Annotated in this window: 13 protein-coding genes; 6 read left to right on the top strand and 7 right to left on the bottom strand. The window is 58.1% G+C overall.

Going from position 1 to position 14,755, the window contains the following annotated elements; translation table 11 throughout:
* Nucleotide 1 precedes the first annotated feature (1 nt).
* From cas1e to CQ018_RS05995, 4 genes are all read left to right on the top strand, one after another.
* Complete coding sequence (gene cas1e, locus CQ018_RS06010) at nucleotides 2–958, top strand: type I-E CRISPR-associated endonuclease Cas1e (RefSeq protein ID WP_105549074.1); 957 nt, start codon at nucleotides 2–4, stop codon at nucleotides 956–958.
* Nucleotides 955–1,353: a type I-E CRISPR-associated endoribonuclease Cas2e gene (cas2e, locus tag CQ018_RS06005; protein ID WP_105549073.1), complete on the top strand. Its 399-nt coding sequence runs from the start codon at nucleotides 955–957 to the stop codon at nucleotides 1,351–1,353. The genes cas1e and cas2e overlap by 4 nt, the downstream gene beginning before the upstream one ends.
* A gap of 643 nt (nucleotides 1,354–1,996) precedes the next feature.
* The gene (locus CQ018_RS06000) at nucleotides 1,997–2,473 is read left to right on the top strand and encodes an NfeD family protein (protein WP_181149757.1); all 477 of its coding nucleotides are present in this window, start codon (nucleotides 1,997–1,999) and stop codon (nucleotides 2,471–2,473) included.
* Nucleotides 2,474–2,478: 5 nt separating this feature from the next.
* Nucleotides 2,479–4,083, top strand: coding sequence for an SPFH domain-containing protein (locus CQ018_RS05995; protein ID WP_105549071.1), 1,605 nt, complete (start codon nucleotides 2,479–2,481; stop codon nucleotides 4,081–4,083).
* A gap of 81 nt (nucleotides 4,084–4,164) precedes the next feature.
* Here the strand turns inward: CQ018_RS05995 and CQ018_RS20020 are convergent, their stop codons facing one another.
* Complete coding sequence (locus CQ018_RS20020) at nucleotides 4,165–4,323, bottom strand: hypothetical protein (RefSeq protein WP_181149756.1); 159 nt, start codon at nucleotides 4,321–4,323, stop codon at nucleotides 4,165–4,167.
* Nucleotides 4,324–4,754: 431 nt separating this feature from the next.
* Here CQ018_RS20020 and CQ018_RS05990 point away from each other — a divergent pair, with 431 nt between their 5' ends.
* The gene (locus CQ018_RS05990) at nucleotides 4,755–7,277 is read left to right on the top strand and encodes a hypothetical protein (RefSeq protein WP_146111828.1); all 2,523 of its coding nucleotides are present in this window, start codon (nucleotides 4,755–4,757) and stop codon (nucleotides 7,275–7,277) included.
* 110 nt (nucleotides 7,278–7,387) lie between these two features.
* Here CQ018_RS05990 and CQ018_RS05985 read toward each other — a convergent pair whose 3' ends face one another.
* From CQ018_RS05985 to pxpA, 6 genes are all read right to left on the bottom strand, one after another.
* Complete coding sequence (locus tag CQ018_RS05985) at nucleotides 7,388–8,194, bottom strand: TspO/MBR family protein (protein ID WP_105549069.1); 807 nt, start codon at nucleotides 8,192–8,194, stop codon at nucleotides 7,388–7,390.
* Nucleotides 8,195–8,750: 556 nt separating this feature from the next.
* Nucleotides 8,751–9,725: a biotin-dependent carboxyltransferase family protein gene (locus tag CQ018_RS05980; protein ID WP_105549068.1), complete on the bottom strand. Its 975-nt coding sequence runs from the start codon at nucleotides 9,723–9,725 to the stop codon at nucleotides 8,751–8,753.
* Nucleotides 9,715–10,620 (bottom strand): allophanate hydrolase subunit 1, encoded by a 906-nt coding sequence (locus CQ018_RS05975; protein WP_105549067.1) that lies wholly within the window; start codon nucleotides 10,618–10,620, stop codon nucleotides 9,715–9,717. Before CQ018_RS05975 ends, CQ018_RS05980 begins: the two co-directional genes overlap by 11 nt.
* Nucleotides 10,617–11,969: an acetyl/propionyl/methylcrotonyl-CoA carboxylase subunit alpha gene (locus CQ018_RS05970; RefSeq protein ID WP_105549066.1), complete on the bottom strand. Its 1,353-nt coding sequence runs from the start codon at nucleotides 11,967–11,969 to the stop codon at nucleotides 10,617–10,619. Before CQ018_RS05970 ends, CQ018_RS05975 begins: the two co-directional genes overlap by 4 nt.
* 11 nt (nucleotides 11,970–11,980) lie before the next feature.
* Nucleotides 11,981–12,220 carry an acetyl-CoA carboxylase gene (locus CQ018_RS05965; protein ID WP_105549065.1) on the bottom strand — a complete coding sequence of 80 codons (240 nt, stop codon included), beginning with the start codon at nucleotides 12,218–12,220 and terminating at the stop codon, nucleotides 11,981–11,983.
* A 96-nt stretch (nucleotides 12,221–12,316) separates the two neighbouring features.
* Nucleotides 12,317–13,084 (bottom strand): 5-oxoprolinase subunit PxpA, encoded by a 768-nt coding sequence (gene pxpA, locus CQ018_RS05960; RefSeq protein ID WP_105549064.1) that lies wholly within the window; start codon nucleotides 13,082–13,084, stop codon nucleotides 12,317–12,319.
* A 94-nt stretch (nucleotides 13,085–13,178) separates the two neighbouring features.
* On the opposite strand from pxpA, the gene CQ018_RS05955 reads away from it, so the two are divergent.
* Nucleotides 13,179–14,633 (top strand): PucR family transcriptional regulator, encoded by a 1,455-nt coding sequence (locus tag CQ018_RS05955; RefSeq protein ID WP_105549063.1) that lies wholly within the window; start codon nucleotides 13,179–13,181, stop codon nucleotides 14,631–14,633.
* The last annotated feature ends 122 nt before the right edge of the window (nucleotides 14,634–14,755 follow it).

Below are 14,755 nucleotides of genomic sequence, written 5' to 3'. Positions count from 1 at the left end.
CATGGCGGCTCCTACTCCTTCCAAACGCCCGATCCAGCTACCAGCGCTAACCCGTGTCAAAGACCGAATCTCCTTCCTCTATCTGGAACGCTGCACCGTCCATCGGGACCAGAATGCGTTAACGGTTACGGATAAGGAGTCAGTAGTCCATGTTCCTGCTGCTGCGATTGGAACATTGCTCTTTGGACCCGGAACCCGTGTGACTCACCAGGCGATGTCGCTGCTTGCCGATTCTGGGGCCACGGCCGTCTGGGTTGGAGAAAACGGTGTGCGTTACTACGCTCATGGACGTTCGCTGGCTCGATCATCACGGCTGCTAGAGTCGCAAGCCCGCCTCGTGTCCAACCAGCAACTCCGTCTGGGCGTCGCCCGAGAAATGTATGAGCTTCGCTTTCCGGGCGAAGATATCTCTCAAGCGACCATGCAACAACTACGCGGACGCGAAGGGGCCCGTATCCGGCGCATCTACCGCGAACAATCTGAAAAGTGGAAAGTTCCATGGACGCGTCGTGACTACCGAGTCGATGATTTTGACTCCAGCGACGAGATTAATAAAGCTCTGTCTGCGGCGCACGTCTGCCTCTATGGAATTATTCATACAGTCATTGTCTCTCTAGGTTGTTCGCCCGGGCTTGGTTTTGTCCACACCGGACATGACAAATCATTTGTCTACGACATTGCAGATTTGTATAAGGCGCAGCTAACCATCCCCATCGCTTTCCAAGTCACCGCGTCCGAGCCCGCAGACGTAACTGCTGGTGTAAGACACGCGGTTCGTGATGCAGTATTTTCCAGTGGGCTGATGGGCAGGTGTGCTCAGGACATCCAGCAGCTGCTGTTACCGGATGAAGTCCCCGAGGACACCGAGCTCGGCAACGACGTAGTAAACATCTGGGATTACGCCGCTGGTCTGCTACCCAGCGGCAACAACTACGCAACCAGCGGCGATGCCTCGTGACAGTCTTGGTGCTTTCGTCTTGTCCCGTGGGACTGCGCGGATTCTTGACCCGATGGTTCTTGGAAATCAGCGCAGGGGTATTTGTCGGTGTCGTTTCCGCTCGAATCAGAGACGAAATCTGGGCCGAGGTAAAACTCCTCTGTAAAGATGGCCGTGCAATATTGATCTTCACTGCCCGCAACGAGCAAAGAATGAAATTTCGAGTGCATCGGCATCATTGGCAGGTCAAAGACTTTGATGGCATCTCACTCATGGCACGTCCTCGAGAACCAAAACCGGAATCCATCAGCATTGTAGCTACCACGACACCAGCATTAGAGTCAGACAAAGCAAGTGGTTCAACCGGAATAAGACCCGGCTGGAGCAATATGAGCAAGTACCGGCGTGGGCGATAAGCATGAGGGCTTACCTAGTCCGTCGACCACCTAAGTGAGCGTATTCGCGGGTAGACTCGCACGAGTAGGAAGCTACTCGCGTATGTGCGGGATTGAGCCAAAGCAGGCTGTCGTAGAAAAGTGCTCCCGGCGGTTGCTGGGTTACATTGAAATTCCGAGAAGTTAGTAATGAACTTTGGAGAATTAAACAAGCAAGCTGTTGTAAATATTACTTTTCTCGAGTTTGACTGATAACTTAAGTTCTCTAGGCAATCCAAACAATCGGATCCTAGAGGACTAGCGACCGTGGTGCTTCTAAATCAGAGCGGTCGCCAGTCTGTTTAAGGAGATGGCCGCTACAACCTGTGCGAGCGCAAGAGCACTTATCACCGATATTTTGTATAGCCCTCAGCGCTGGTAGGACCGTTTTGGAGTCGTGTCTCCACTATGTCTAGGGTATGGGCGGTGAGCTTGGGCACCACGCACGTTGTGGTGTTTTTGCCGGCCTTTTCACGCGCGGGGAAGCCTTGCGCTATGCCAGATCTCCCGGGACGCCTTTACAAATCTGCCCGACATACTCAGCACACCACGGCAGGTCTGACACCGTCAGCGGGGAGCTGGCACGTAGGCTGGGAGTTATTCCCTTTGAATGAAAGAAGCCAGCATGCTCGCATTCGCAGTGATCGGAGGCGTTGGCCTCCTGCTCTTGATTTTGTCCATGGTGGTTGGAGAGCTCCTCGATTTTTTGGAGGGGATCATCTCCACCACGGCCGTTGGTGTGGCTGCGACGCTCTTTGGCGCCGCGGGTGCGATTGTGCTGCTCAATAACGGCTCGCTCACCCTTGCCTACCTCGTCGCATCGATGCTGGGGATCCTCGGCATCGCCGGCGCAACGTTTCTGGCCCGGAAGATGGCCAAAATTACCGATGCGCAGCCGCACGAGATCATCGGCTTACTTGGCATCGCCACCACAGATATCAACAACACCATTGGGAAGGTTCAGCTGAACCACCCCGATGAAATCAACCAACGCCTCGTCTTTTCACACAGCCCCATCAAGCAAGGCACACCCGTTGCCGTGGTGGCTGTTGAGGGCGAGCGCATCAGGGTTGTCTCAACCTCTGAACTGAACGGAGTTTAGCCCCCATGGATTTTGCCCCAAGCGGAACGGTAATAGCCGTCGTAGCGATCATCGTCGTCCTCGTAGCCCTCATCTGGTACGCAACAACGCGTCTTGTCACGGTCGCACCCAACCAGGCGGTCATCCGCGCTGGTAAGGGTGCCAAAGGCCAGGTACAAATATTCACCAAGGGCATCGTGCTGTTCCTGCCCGTCATTCACCAGAAGTACATCATGTCCCTCGAGCAGCGCCAGGTGGAGCTTGCCGTCGAAGGCGTGGATAAGAACTTCATCACCACCTCGGTCACCGCCAGCCTGAACTTCAAGTTCGACGACTCCGTGGAGGGCATGAGCAAGGCCGTCCAGCGCTTCCTCACCCACTCGAAGGAAGATCTCAACGCCTCGGTCACCAAATCCGCAGAAGGCGTGCTGCGCGGCATTGTCTCGGCCATGTCGGTCGAGGATGCGAACAACAACCGCAAGGAATTCCAGGACCAGTCTCTGGAATCGGCTGTCACCCAGTTCGCCGAACAGGGTATCCAGATCGATGCCTTTAATATTTCCTCGGTGAGTACCCCGTCGCGCACCGTGGTGGGCCCGGACAATAAGCCAACCGTCATCGACTACCTCGAGGAAGTTGGCAAGCCGGGCCTGGAACGCGCCAAGCGCGAGGCCCGCGTTGCCACCTCCAAGGCCTTCCAGGAATCGGAAGCCGCGCGCATTGAGCAGGAAGGTGCCACCGCGGCCCTGGCTCGCGACCTCGCGATCAAGAAGTCAGAGTTTAAGGCCGAGGAAGACCGTGCAGCTGCCATCGCTAGCTCCGCCCATGAGCTGGCCAAGGCCGAGCAGGACGTCCTAGTTGCAGAACTCGAGCGCAAGGCGCTGGCAGAAAAGGCCTTGGTAGAGCAGGAACGCTTGGACATCGAGGTGCACAAGCCCGCCGATGCCCAGGCCTATAAGCTGCGTACCGAGGCCCAGGCCAAGCGCGATGCCGACGTCTTTAATGCAACGGCACGCTCCGAGTCCAAGGCCATCGAGGCCGATGGTGCCAAGCGTGCATCCATCGCCGATGCCGAGGCTCGCGCCGCGGCCCAGAACGTGGAGGCGGAAGCCTCGAAGAACGCCGAGGTCTTCCGTGCCCAAGGCCAGGCCACGGCCGTGGAACTGCAGGCCAAGGCCGAGGCAACCGCGGTTGAATACAATGCCAAGGCCGAGGCCGATGCGATTCGTCTGCGCGGTGAAGCCGAGGGCGCTTCCATTGCCGCCATTGGTGAAGCAACGGCCAAGGCAGAAGATGCTAAGGCTCTGGCACTGACCGGCCACACCGACGCCAGCCTCGCGTTCCTGGCCATCAGTGCCCTGCCGGAAATCGTCAAGGCCAGCTCGGATGCCGTCTCTGGCATCGATAGCTACACGGTGATCAGCTCCGATGGTGCCTCCGATGCCGTCAAGCAGGCAAACAAGATTGTCACCGAGGGCCTGGCAATGCTCAAGGCCGGTTCAGGTGTGGATCTTGGCGAGGTACTTTCGGGTCTGCTCGGCGGTCAGGCAACGTCGGTAGCGACGAAGAACGAGACGTCTCTGGACTCACTCGATGCCACGAACGAAAACCCCTTGTTCGAACAGAACTAAAGTTGCTCCTCAAACGCCCGGCCGAGATTTTTTTCGATCGGGCGTTTTGCGTTGCTTTGGAGCTGCGCGGCTAGGCGGGACCTACTCCAGAGTTGCCAGGAATGCCGCAAGATCCGTGGCGATGCGCCCCGCTTGTTCCCAGAGGACCAGGTGGCCGGTGTTCGGGTAGAGCACGCGTCGCGATCCACACCGTGCGCCGGTATCTTTGCGCCGTCGCGGATCCGCTCCTCGAGGTGCCATGCAGGGCACCGGGGTCGAAACAGGGAAACCAGGACAGCGAGCGGCGAACCCAGTGAGGATCCACCGGATCCACGAGGCGATCGACCTCATCGGCGAAGTCCGGCCGCCGCTGGAGGCTAAGCGGTGAACCGACCAGCACCAGCCCCGCCACGCGATCCGGTGCGGTTACCGCCACTTGCTGGGCAATATAGTCTCCGCTGGAGGATCCGCGCGAGTCTCCCTAGGCATGCAGCAACAGGACGGGCCCGCCGTGCGCCGGTACCGTCGGCCAGAACTGCCCGCAGCTGCTTTTCCTTATTCATGGGCTAACCCTAACGCCGGTGCCAGCCGGGCACCCATGGGGGCGAGGGTACCGTCTGGCGCTTATTCCAGAGTCGTTAGAATTGGTGCTTGTTCCACCGTATGCCACCCGAGAACTGCCGAACGAGTCGATGAGTAGTCATTCCACACAGCTGAAACGTGTCCGCAGCAAGCCGAACTTCGGCTTGCCCTGGCTTCCGATCCTGCTGGGCACCGCCACCCTGATGTTCGGGATCACCGGTCTGGTGGCCGTCACCGCGCATCCATCGGCAGAGATCCGGATCATTGTCGAGGGCCAGCAGCCGTGGAACATTTCGCAACAAACCGCACAAGCCGCGCTCAAGGAGCCGGTCGCGTCTTGGAAACCGCTCACGTTGCGGGTCACCGACAGGACGCTAAGTCTTGCCGAACAGCAAGGGAACCTCGCCCCCGATACCGATATTCTGCTGAGCACCCAGCTGGCGCAGCGTGCCACGGAGGATGACACCTCCGAGGCAATCCGCCGGGACCAGGCCAGCGGCAAGGCGGCAATCCGCCCCTACTTCAAGGATCGGGCCCAAGACGTGGCTGCGGGCCAAGACATTCACGACGCTTACCAAGTCAACGTGGGCCTCGGCCACGGACCGCTTGCCGTGATTGCCGCCGCACGGGAAGCGGCCCTGCAGCTTGATGACGGACCACCTCGATCACCCCTACCGTGGATCATGGGCACGGCCCTGGGCCTGCTGCTCACCGCGTTCACCCTATCGAAGGCGCTGGGCCGCCGCTCCCGCTGGGAGGCACGCTTCCGCCGGCTCACCACAGCCCAACGTCAGCTGGCCGGCATCGTCCTGGAACTCGAAGCCCTCGAAGTCACCTACCTGGCCATCGAGGAGGAACAACGGCCGACCGGTTTCACCACCGCTTGGGAGAAGGTGCGCACGACATCGCTGGAACTGGCGCGCACCGAGCAGTCGGTCGCCGCAGCCCTCTACGAGCGCTCCAGCGGGATGACGCAAGCAACGGCCAAGCGGCTCGAACGGTTTGAAGCAAGCCTCACGCGACTGGCGGCCTCGGCCGACGCGGTGATGGGTGCCGGTGCGGTCATCGGCCGCTTCGGCGCAGAGTCCACTTTCCAACGTTTGGCAGCGCCACTATCCTTTGCCACCCGGGAACTATTGGTGCGCCTGCGCGCGGCGCCCGGGAGCGTCATCGATCCGGGGATCATCGCCGATCTGGAATCCGCCCTGGACACCCTGCTTGCCGCAAGCACCGGCGAAAACGGAAGTTCCGCGCATGCGGTGCGCAGCTGGGATCGCGCCGAGAACGTGCTCAAGCGACAGGCACATGCTATCTCGCGGAAGCTGCGCCGCATGCTGCCGCGTAGGCCTGCCGTGAACCCACGTCCCGCCGAGGACCTGAGTGTTTTACGGGCCACCCTTGGGCTGAACCCGCAGGGCTCGTGGCAGGCCCGCACTGCACTTGATGTCGCCAATGCAACGGCTCGCGAAGCGTTCGGAAGACTACCGGAATTCGATGATGCCCCGGCTCCCAAGCACCACGGCTCCCCGGTGAATCCGGCACTGCGCACGGGTATCCGCCGGGGAGCGAAGGTGCTCGGTGGAACGGCCATGGTGCTGGTTGCGGCCTTCCTGAGCGCCATCGTCATCGTTATCCTCGAAGACGGTTCCGGAACCGCACTGACCGGAGACAAACAGTTGCAGGGGCTGCACTTTGTCCCCGATGGCAGCAGGTTCGATGAGGAAATAATCCGCCGCGACTTTCAGGACAATTTCACCGAGGATCTACAGGTCACGGTGGTGCCCCGGGATGCCGAGGAGGATCTGGGGCTCAGTCGCGACCCCCGGGTGCTTACCAAGGATCAGAACCCCAACGACCCGTACGCGAGCATCCGCTTTGAGCCTCACGTATTGCTGGAGGCCATGTGGGACATCAAGGCCCAGCACCCCGAACTGGTTGATCCACTCACCGGAGAATTACCGCCCGGACACGCGCTGGTTCCCGTGTGGTTCTTCAACAACGGGTACACCATCGTCCCGGTGCGGATGACCGGAGAGGTGTATTCCGGCGAAACCACCTGGCTAAAGCGGTTCGATTGGAACACCAACCTGATCCAGCTCGAGCACAGCCCCGAGCAAGCAGTGGTCTATGCCCTGAAGGGGCTATCGATAGGGCTGCAGGAAAACAACTACAGGGAACCCGATTTCCCACTGGATGCCTTGTTCTGGTTCCTATTCCCGGCCTTCGTGCTGCTCTTGTTTATCGGCTATCAGGTACTGCGCTACGGCGGCAGCATGTCGATGCGGCTGGGCCGCTTTGGCAAGGGCGCAGCCAGATTGCGCACGGCGCGCACGGAACTCGAAGCACTGGCGATCGGGCTTGATGATTCGCGACTCAATGCGGTGCTCGTGGCGCAGCAAGGCGCGCTGCCGCAGGCGGCCGAAGCCGACCAACGGCTTTTCGAAAGTGCGCTCGCCTTGGCCTGGCGCATGGCCGAGGAGCTTGCTTCCCGCCCGTTGAACCAACGGCTCGGAGGCGACTACCTGTTGCAGATCGAGCGGCTCGAGTATCTGGTCTCGGTGCTGGCCGTACGAGATACGGATATTGCCGGGCGTGCCCGGCTGCTGCTGGCGGCCATGCGCCGCGCCGACTGATGACACCCGCCGGCTTGTCCTATCAAACGGCGACATAAGCACCTGCTAGGTAAGACCTTTCGCTGTACTCCGTTGTGCCCCGCGCAGTGCACTGGGGGGGCAACCGTGAATCAGCTAACGCTGGGTGCCGCACGAACGCGCAGGCGCCACGCACTTGCTAGGGCAAAGAACAGCAACAGTGCGGCGAGGATATAGGCGCTGACCGATACAAGTCCCGATGCCGATTCGCCTTCGCTGCGCCCCACCCCGATCCAAGCGATTCCCCAGACCATGGCCATCGCCATGGAAATCTTTCCGCTCGAAGAGAGCACACTGGCGGCACCGATCAACGTAGCAACCATCAGCAGCACCACGGCCGCCGGTTGGGACCACCAGTAAGTCGCTGAAATTCCCAGAGAAGAAAGCCAGGCAGCAATATTTGCAAGCGTTGCCACGCTGACCCACCCCAAGTAGGGTCCAAAGGTCAGCCACATGATCCATCGTTCGAAGGTGTGCTGCACCTTGCTCTGCGCGAGCACTCGAAAAATAAGGATGAGTGTGAGCAAAAGCAGCAGCATCACCACCACGCTGATCCCCAGCCAGCCAAGCTGGATCGATCCGATCCACAGGGCATTGAGCACGGCGCTCGCCGCGCAAAGCACCCGTACACGAGCTTGCAGATTCGAGCGACGGGCTGCGGGCAATAGCTGCCACACCGCATACACCGCAAGGCCTAAGTAGATGACACTCCAGATACTAAAGGCAGACCCGGCAGGAGCGAGCAATGTCGCGTCCGCGCCTAGCCATCCATCTGCAGCCTCGTTGACTGCGGTTCCACCCAGGGCGCCGCTGCCTACGAATGCACCAAGAATAGCTATCGCCACGGCAATCGCGACGGCGAGGGGAATTGTCAGTGGGGCTTCACGCGTTGTGTGCATTCGTGGTCTCCTGAAGAGGTCAGTGAATTACCCGGAGGGTGCATCTCGTAGGGATGCGCACCTACCGTTGGTGAACAGAAAATCACAAGTCAGGTTTTCGTTTCAACCCCTCAATCACTTACGTAACCTAAAATTCATGTTGCGTACATAAAGGTGGGAAGCGAACACAACAGCAGAACTTTCGATCAAACCTCGGCAAATGATTGAGAAGTTTGCTCTGGCCAAATGGGCGCGATGAGAAGAAAAAGACAGACAGACAGACAGACAGACACGGCTGACTTGATCAATTCGTTTACCTGGTAGAAAACGTGTCCATCAGAAGCCGTGCCTGCCTAATTTTCAAGCTACATTGTCAGCCGATCAGAAACTTCTCATAACCAACTAGTGGTCCGAGTTGGAACGCACCTGAACGAAATTTCTCAATCGGGTCACGCCACAAACTAATCGTTCAGCAGGCCGAACAAATTCTTCATGTCGTCTTCCGCGGGAGATCTCTGGGGGCGCTTGAAGGTTGGGGGTGCTTCATGATCTCTTAGCTGCTGAACTGTTCTTTGGGCTAGCTTGAAAGGGAAGCAACTGCAGCGTTCCTTCGTGCTTTCAACGCGCGTCTAGCGACAAGTGCAGCATCCATGGTGACTTCGTCAAAGTGCGTCACGGTACCTGGTGCTGCCCGAGCCACTAGATCCATATCCGCCGAGATCACCGTGGCAACCATGGCATAACCGCCGCCCGATACCGCATCGCGGTGCAGAATGATCGGCTGGGTACCACCAGGGATTTGAATGGAGCCAACGGCGTATCCGGCGTCAACGATATTTGAGGGATCGGAGCCAGCACCAAAGGGCTGCACACGTTCCTTCCATTCAACGCCGGGTCCGTCGTAACGTAACCCCATACGGTCGGCTACCGGCGTCAGCTTCCATTCTTCGTTCAAGAAAGAAGCACGCCCGGCATCGGTTAATCGGTGATCGTAGAGACCCATGATGACCCGGACCCGCTGCTCCTTTGCAAACACGGGGCGGAATTCTTCTGCCATGCGATGGCCTGCCGGTAGGTTTCCGGAAGAAACTCCCACCGGAACCACATCTCCGGCAGCGAGCTTACGGCCTTCGAAGCCGCCCAAGGCACCGAGAACATAGGTGGAGCGGCTGCCCAGAACTTCGGGGACATCAATTCCACCAGCCACGGCAATATAGAATCGCGTACCACCGGCAATAATGCCAAAAGAGACTTCGTCCCCGGCTTCTAGGCTGATTCGTTCCCATTGGGGCACTTCTGTGCCATTAACTTTCACGATGACCGGAGCGCCGGACACAGCGATCGCCGCCGGCACATCGGTAATGAAGATCGGTCCCATATAGGTGCATTCAAGAACCGCCATCGAAGCATCATTACCCACCAAGGCATTGGCTAGGGCCGCAGAATACTGGTCCATGGAGCCGCCCTGCGGGATTCCAACATCGTAGTATCCGGTACGCCCCTCGTCCTGGACGGTTGTGGATAGGCCCGGGTTCTTAATTTCAAACGCCATCGAGAGTCTCCATAATCTTCTTATTATTTGATTCCGGATCGGCCAGCGCATCGGCCAGCGAGAACTCAACCGATGCTTGACGATAACGGAAGGTACCTGCCGCAACTTCCTGTTGGATGGCTTCGTATTCCGCCTCGCTGACCGGTTTGAACTTCACCAGGTCTCCTGGTTTGAAGAAGATCATGAAGTCCTCAAAATCAGCCAACCCTTGAGAAGGGTCAAAGATCGGGGCGGCAGCCACCCCAAACATTTGATACCCACCCGCGCCGCGCACCGAATAGATGCAGCCAAACGCACCACCGTGTCCGACAGTGAGCTTTGGCGTATCGGTACGTGGGCTCAGGTATTTGGGGACCTGGAGTTGTTTGTCCATATCCACAAGCTGGAAAAGGAAAGGTAACCCAGCGACGAATCCAACCATCGAGGCAATCCACGGCTGTTCATGGTGCCGCTTGATGAATTCGGCAGCGTCGGCCAGACCGTTGACCTTGGCTGCATAATCCAAATCCGTACCGCTTGGTTCCTGATGGAATCCTTCACGAAAACGCGCCTCGACTTCGGACGTAAATAGATCTTGGTACCACACGGGTACTTCAACGATTCGGGTGCTCAGACGGTGTTCGGAGATATCCCCCAAGCCTTCTTCGAGTCCACGAACCGTAGCTTCAAGTACTGAAGCCTCAAGTACATCCGGGTTAAAACGGATCAAGAGCGAAGCGTTGGCGGGGCAAATATCAATGATGCCCTGGATACCGGTAGCAGTCGTGGCCTTGGCCAAGGCCATCACCTTGAAGTTTGCTTCGAGTGACATCGCTTCGGCAACTTCGATGAACAGGGTTTCGTCCCCGCCCCAGGTGTAACGTGCCGGGCCCAGCCCAATGGCTACGGTGCTCATGCTGTCTCCAGAATGTCGGGGGTGGATTCAATGAAACGTGAATGATGGGTTACCTGAGCAAATTCCGGGCGAGCAAGCAACGCTCGGTGCATGGGGATAGTTGTCTTAATCCCCTCAATGACGGTGGCGTCTAGGGCCGCGTTCATCGCTTCAATTGCCTCATCGCGCGTCGGCGCATGAACAATCAGCTTGGCAAGCATGGAATCGTAGTACGGAGCAACCACCGATCCGGCAGCAAATCCCGAGTCAACCCGAATGCCTGGTCCGGTGGCCCAGTCCATCTTGGTGATGGTCCCCGGGCTTGGGAAGAAGTTATTGAAGGGGTCTTCGGCACTAATTCGCGCTTCAATTGCATGCCCACTAAAGGAAATATCTTCTTGGGTCAGCGTTGTCTTGCCGGTGGAGGCAATCAGCAGCTGCTCGCGTACCAGATCGACTCCGGTGATGGCTTCGGTAATCGGGTGTTCAACCTGTAGCCGGGTGTTCATCTCAATGAATGCGGCCTCTTCACGTACCGGATCATAGAGGAATTCGATGGTTCCAGCACCGCTATAGCCACACGCACGAGCCAATTCCACCGAAGAGCTACGGATTTTTTCACGTACGGCGTCCGGCAGTGATGGGGCAGGAGCTTCTTCGATGACCTTCTGGGAACGTCGCTGCATGGAGCAGTCCCGATCGCCCAGATGCAGGAATGTGGTTCCGTCACCGAGGATCTGTACCTCAACGTGGCGGGCATCCTGCACAAAACGTTCCATATAAACTGCCGAATCGCCAAAGATTGCCCCGGCTTCACCCTGAGCCATCTCAATGGTTGCCAAAAGCTCAGATTCGGATTCGACGAAGCGGATCCCGCGCCCACCGCCGCCGGCAGAAGCCTTAACGACGAGTGGGTAACCAATCTCTTGGGCCAAGGCGATCGCGTCATCACCCTCGGCCAGCGGGCCTTCGGTTCCTGGAAGTACCGGAACTCCTGCGTTCTTGGCCGATTCACGGGCTTGAGACTTATTGCCCATCAGTTCAATGGCGTTGGCATCTGGACCCACCCAGATCAATCCGGCGGCTACTACCGCGCGAGCAAACTCTGCGTTCTCGGAAAGGAACCCATATCCGGGGTGGATCGCGTCGGCTCCGGTGTCTAGAGCAGCTTTAATGACCGCTTCCTGGTTCAGGTAGCTTGCTGCTGCTTGCGCCGGGCCCACGATGACTAGCTCATCGGCGAGCTTTGCGGCAAGTGATTCGGCATCCGGTTCGCTGGCGATTGCGACGGTGGCGATGCCCAATGAGCGGGCACTGTTGATGATGCGAACCGCAATTTCGCCGCGGTTCGCGATGAGGAGTTTCTTCATGGCTGCCGTCCTTAGCCTTCGGTTACGGTGATCAGGACGTCGCCGGGATTCACCATGGCGTTGTCTTCGACGCCGAAGGAGGCGATGGTTCCTGCTACATCGGACTGGACTTCGGTGAACTGCTTCATGATCTCTACGATCCCTACTGCTTGTCCCACGGTGACGACATCGCCAACGTTGACGAATGGTGCTTTGCCGGGGCCGGGGCTGCGGTAGAAGATGCCTGGAAGTGGGGAAATGATGTCAGCCATGAGAACTGCCTTTCGGGTCATTGCAATAAATTATTTGATGAGTGGCAGGGGGCTGCCGCGCTCACCGGTTAGCTAAGTCTGGTGTTGTGCGTGGGGCTAATTCTCGAGCGTTATTGCCTTGTTGATGGCAGCTCGTACCGCGGCGGCGACTTGCGGTGAATTCGGGGCGTCCGAGTGGACGCAGATGCTTGAGAAATCAATGCTTAATTCGGTGCCATCCACGGCTAGCACCGGGCCGCCGGCGAGCGCCGCTGATACTCGGTTGGCTGCGGCTTCCGGGTTGGTAATCTCTGGCCGGCGCTGAATGATGAGCGCGCCTTGATTCGAATAGTTCAGGTCCACATAGAGTTCTGGAACAAATTCGACGCCTAGCTCTCGGCAGACACTTTCGTGTGCGGTACCGGCAAGCCCGAAGAAAGGAACGTCGAACAGTTTGGCAACCGATCCGGCTGCCTGCATGAGTTCCTCATCGCCTGCGAGCATTCCGTACAGTGCGCCATGGGGCTTGATGTGGTTGAGCTTCAGTCCATGCTTAGTGAGGAAGGCTGTCAGTGCGCCGGTTTGGTAGAGGATGATGGTTTCTACTTCTTCGGGAGTGAGCATCATGCGGCGTCGTCCAAAACCTACCAGGTCTGGCAAACCGGGGTGTGCCCCCACGGCGACCCCATTGGCGGCTGCGAGTTCGACGGTGCGATTCATTTCATCGGGGTCCCCGGCATGGAATCCACAGGCAATATTTGCTACATCGATGATTGACATCAGCTCTGCATCATTACCAAAGGCGTGTAGCCCAATACCTTCGCCCATATCTGAATTGATGAGGATTGGCTGGGTCACGGTGCGCTGGATCACTTGTTGAGGCATACCTGCAACCATACGGAGAATTAGTGACACGGCACACTGTGCAATATGCTGAATATGAAAGTACTAACTATGCAAAAAGCACAAAGGGCCGGGCATGCGAGTTGCTGATCTTCTGACCGATAAACAAATGCGTCTGCATTTGCGTACGAATACTCCCGCCGAGAAACTCATGCGCTCTGTTACCTGGTGTGCTCCCACCGAGCATATGGATCCCACGCCCTATCTTGGTGTTAACGCCTTGGTATTGACCACGGGAATGGGCCTGAATTTCAGTGATCCAAGGACTTGGGACGCCTACGTTGAAAGGCTCGCTGCAGTACCGGTCTCGGCACTGGCTTTCGGGCTGGGGCCGGCCCACCTTTCACTGCCCCAAGGGCTCGTTGATGCCTGCAATAGTCACGGAATTCCACTCATTGAACTTCCCGCAGAAGTACCGTTCGCGCTCTTTATGCGTCACGTATGGCAAATTCTTTCCACTGAGCGCTACGACGAGCAGCGCTCGGGGTGGGAACTTGCCGATGAGTGCACACGCTGGGCCGCGGCTGGAGCTTCGTTGGGAAAAGTCCTTGAAGGAGTGGCCGCTGCGGTGAAGACCCGCGTGGCGATTCTTGATGAGCAGGGCTACGAACTTATCTCCGCGGGCACCATTCAAGGCACGGCTACCCGTTCGGTATTGCGGCTTCCCAGCGGTCCCGGGCACCGTTTCCAGCTCCTGGTCCAAGGCCTACCCAGCGATACCTTGCTTCAACCATTACTCGGCCCGGTGGCCGCGGTGCTGGCCATGCAATTGAGCTACACGCTCGGGGCGCAATCACCTCTGCATTCGGCACCCGCCGCGGCATTCATTGAAGCCATCTATGCCGGTTCGGAGCCAAACAACGCTCTTCGCTCCTTGGCAGGGGCAACGGGCCTCGAACCAGATATTCCCTTTGAAGCGGTCGTTTTGGCTGGACCCTCGGGTACCGAAGAATCCGGCACCACGTTATTACGTGCCGTCGGCTGGCGGTTACGTGTGGCGCTCGAAAGAACTCACGGTAGCGTGAGGTTCGCAGAAGAGCCGGGGCTACTGAGCATCCTGCTACAGCAGCCAAGCGAAGGCGTCGATGCTGCAGAAATTTGCAGACCTTTACTACCAACCGACGCGGCTTTCGCACTCTGTATCACCCCACCTACCGATTTGCCAGAACTTCCGCTGACGCTTCGCCTGGCCCGCCGGCATAACACGATTCCCGGCGTCCACCGCTCTCCGGCGCTTGATCTAACCGGCATCATTGATGGGTTACCCAGCGCTGGTTTAGTCTCGATGGCGGCCAAACTCTTGGCACCTTTGGACACCGACATGGGAAACGTCTTGCGAGACACCCTCACCGCGTACCTCCGTCACAGCGGCAATGCTCGACTCACCGGTGAGGAGCTCTTCATTCACCGAAATACCCTCGCTTACCGGATCCAACGTATCGAAACTCTATTGGGAGTAGACCTCGCAGACGGTGAAGTTCGTGCCTTGTGCTTACTATCGTTGCGTCTCACAGAAACGACAAGCAAATAAAAGCCTGGACGTTGTTTCTGGTGGCGGAGCGAGCGCTCATGTGAAGACTTAATAGTCTTCGCAAACATAGGAACTTTCAAAGCGGCTTCAATCATCTATGCTCACGCGAGCCACCATCGCCT

This window comes from Arthrobacter sp. MYb227 (assembly GCF_002975435.1).
Classification (GTDB): Bacteria; Actinomycetota; Actinomycetes; order Actinomycetales; family Micrococcaceae; genus Paeniglutamicibacter.
This window is presented reverse-complemented; position numbering and strand designations above follow the sequence as displayed.

Bases quoted from the DNA above. Each gene is read 5' to 3' on its own strand.
- CQ018_RS05955 (WP_105549063.1), top strand. From the start codon at position 13,179: ATGCGAGTTGCTGATCTTCTGACCGATAAACAAATGCGTCTGCATTTG.
- CQ018_RS05970 (WP_105549066.1), bottom strand. From the start codon at position 11,969: ATGAAGAAACTCCTCATCGCGAACCGCGGCGAAATTGCGGTTCGCATC.
- CQ018_RS05995 (WP_105549071.1), top strand. From the start codon at position 2,479: ATGGATTTTGCCCCAAGCGGAACGGTAATAGCCGTCGTAGCGATCATC.
- CQ018_RS20020 (WP_181149756.1), bottom strand. From the start codon at position 4,323: ATGGCACCTCGAGGAGCGGATCCGCGACGGCGCAAAGATACCGGCGCA.
- CQ018_RS05975 (WP_105549067.1), bottom strand. From the start codon at position 10,620: ATGAGCACCGTAGCCATTGGGCTGGGCCCGGCACGTTACACCTGGGGC.
- CQ018_RS05980 (WP_105549068.1), bottom strand. From the start codon at position 9,725: ATGGCGTTTGAAATTAAGAACCCGGGCCTATCCACAACCGTCCAGGAC.
- pxpA (WP_105549064.1), bottom strand. From the start codon at position 13,084: ATGCCTCAACAAGTGATCCAGCGCACCGTGACCCAGCCAATCCTCATC.
- CQ018_RS05965 (WP_105549065.1), bottom strand. From the start codon at position 12,220: ATGGCTGACATCATTTCCCCACTTCCAGGCATCTTCTACCGCAGCCCC.
- cas1e (WP_105549074.1), top strand. From the start codon at position 2: ATGGCGGCTCCTACTCCTTCCAAACGCCCGATCCAGCTACCAGCGCTA.
- CQ018_RS05990 (WP_146111828.1), top strand. From the start codon at position 4,755: ATGAGTAGTCATTCCACACAGCTGAAACGTGTCCGCAGCAAGCCGAAC.
- CQ018_RS06000 (WP_181149757.1), top strand. From the start codon at position 1,997: ATGCTCGCATTCGCAGTGATCGGAGGCGTTGGCCTCCTGCTCTTGATT.
- CQ018_RS05985 (WP_105549069.1), bottom strand. From the start codon at position 8,194: ATGCACACAACGCGTGAAGCCCCACTGACAATTCCCCTCGCCGTCGCG.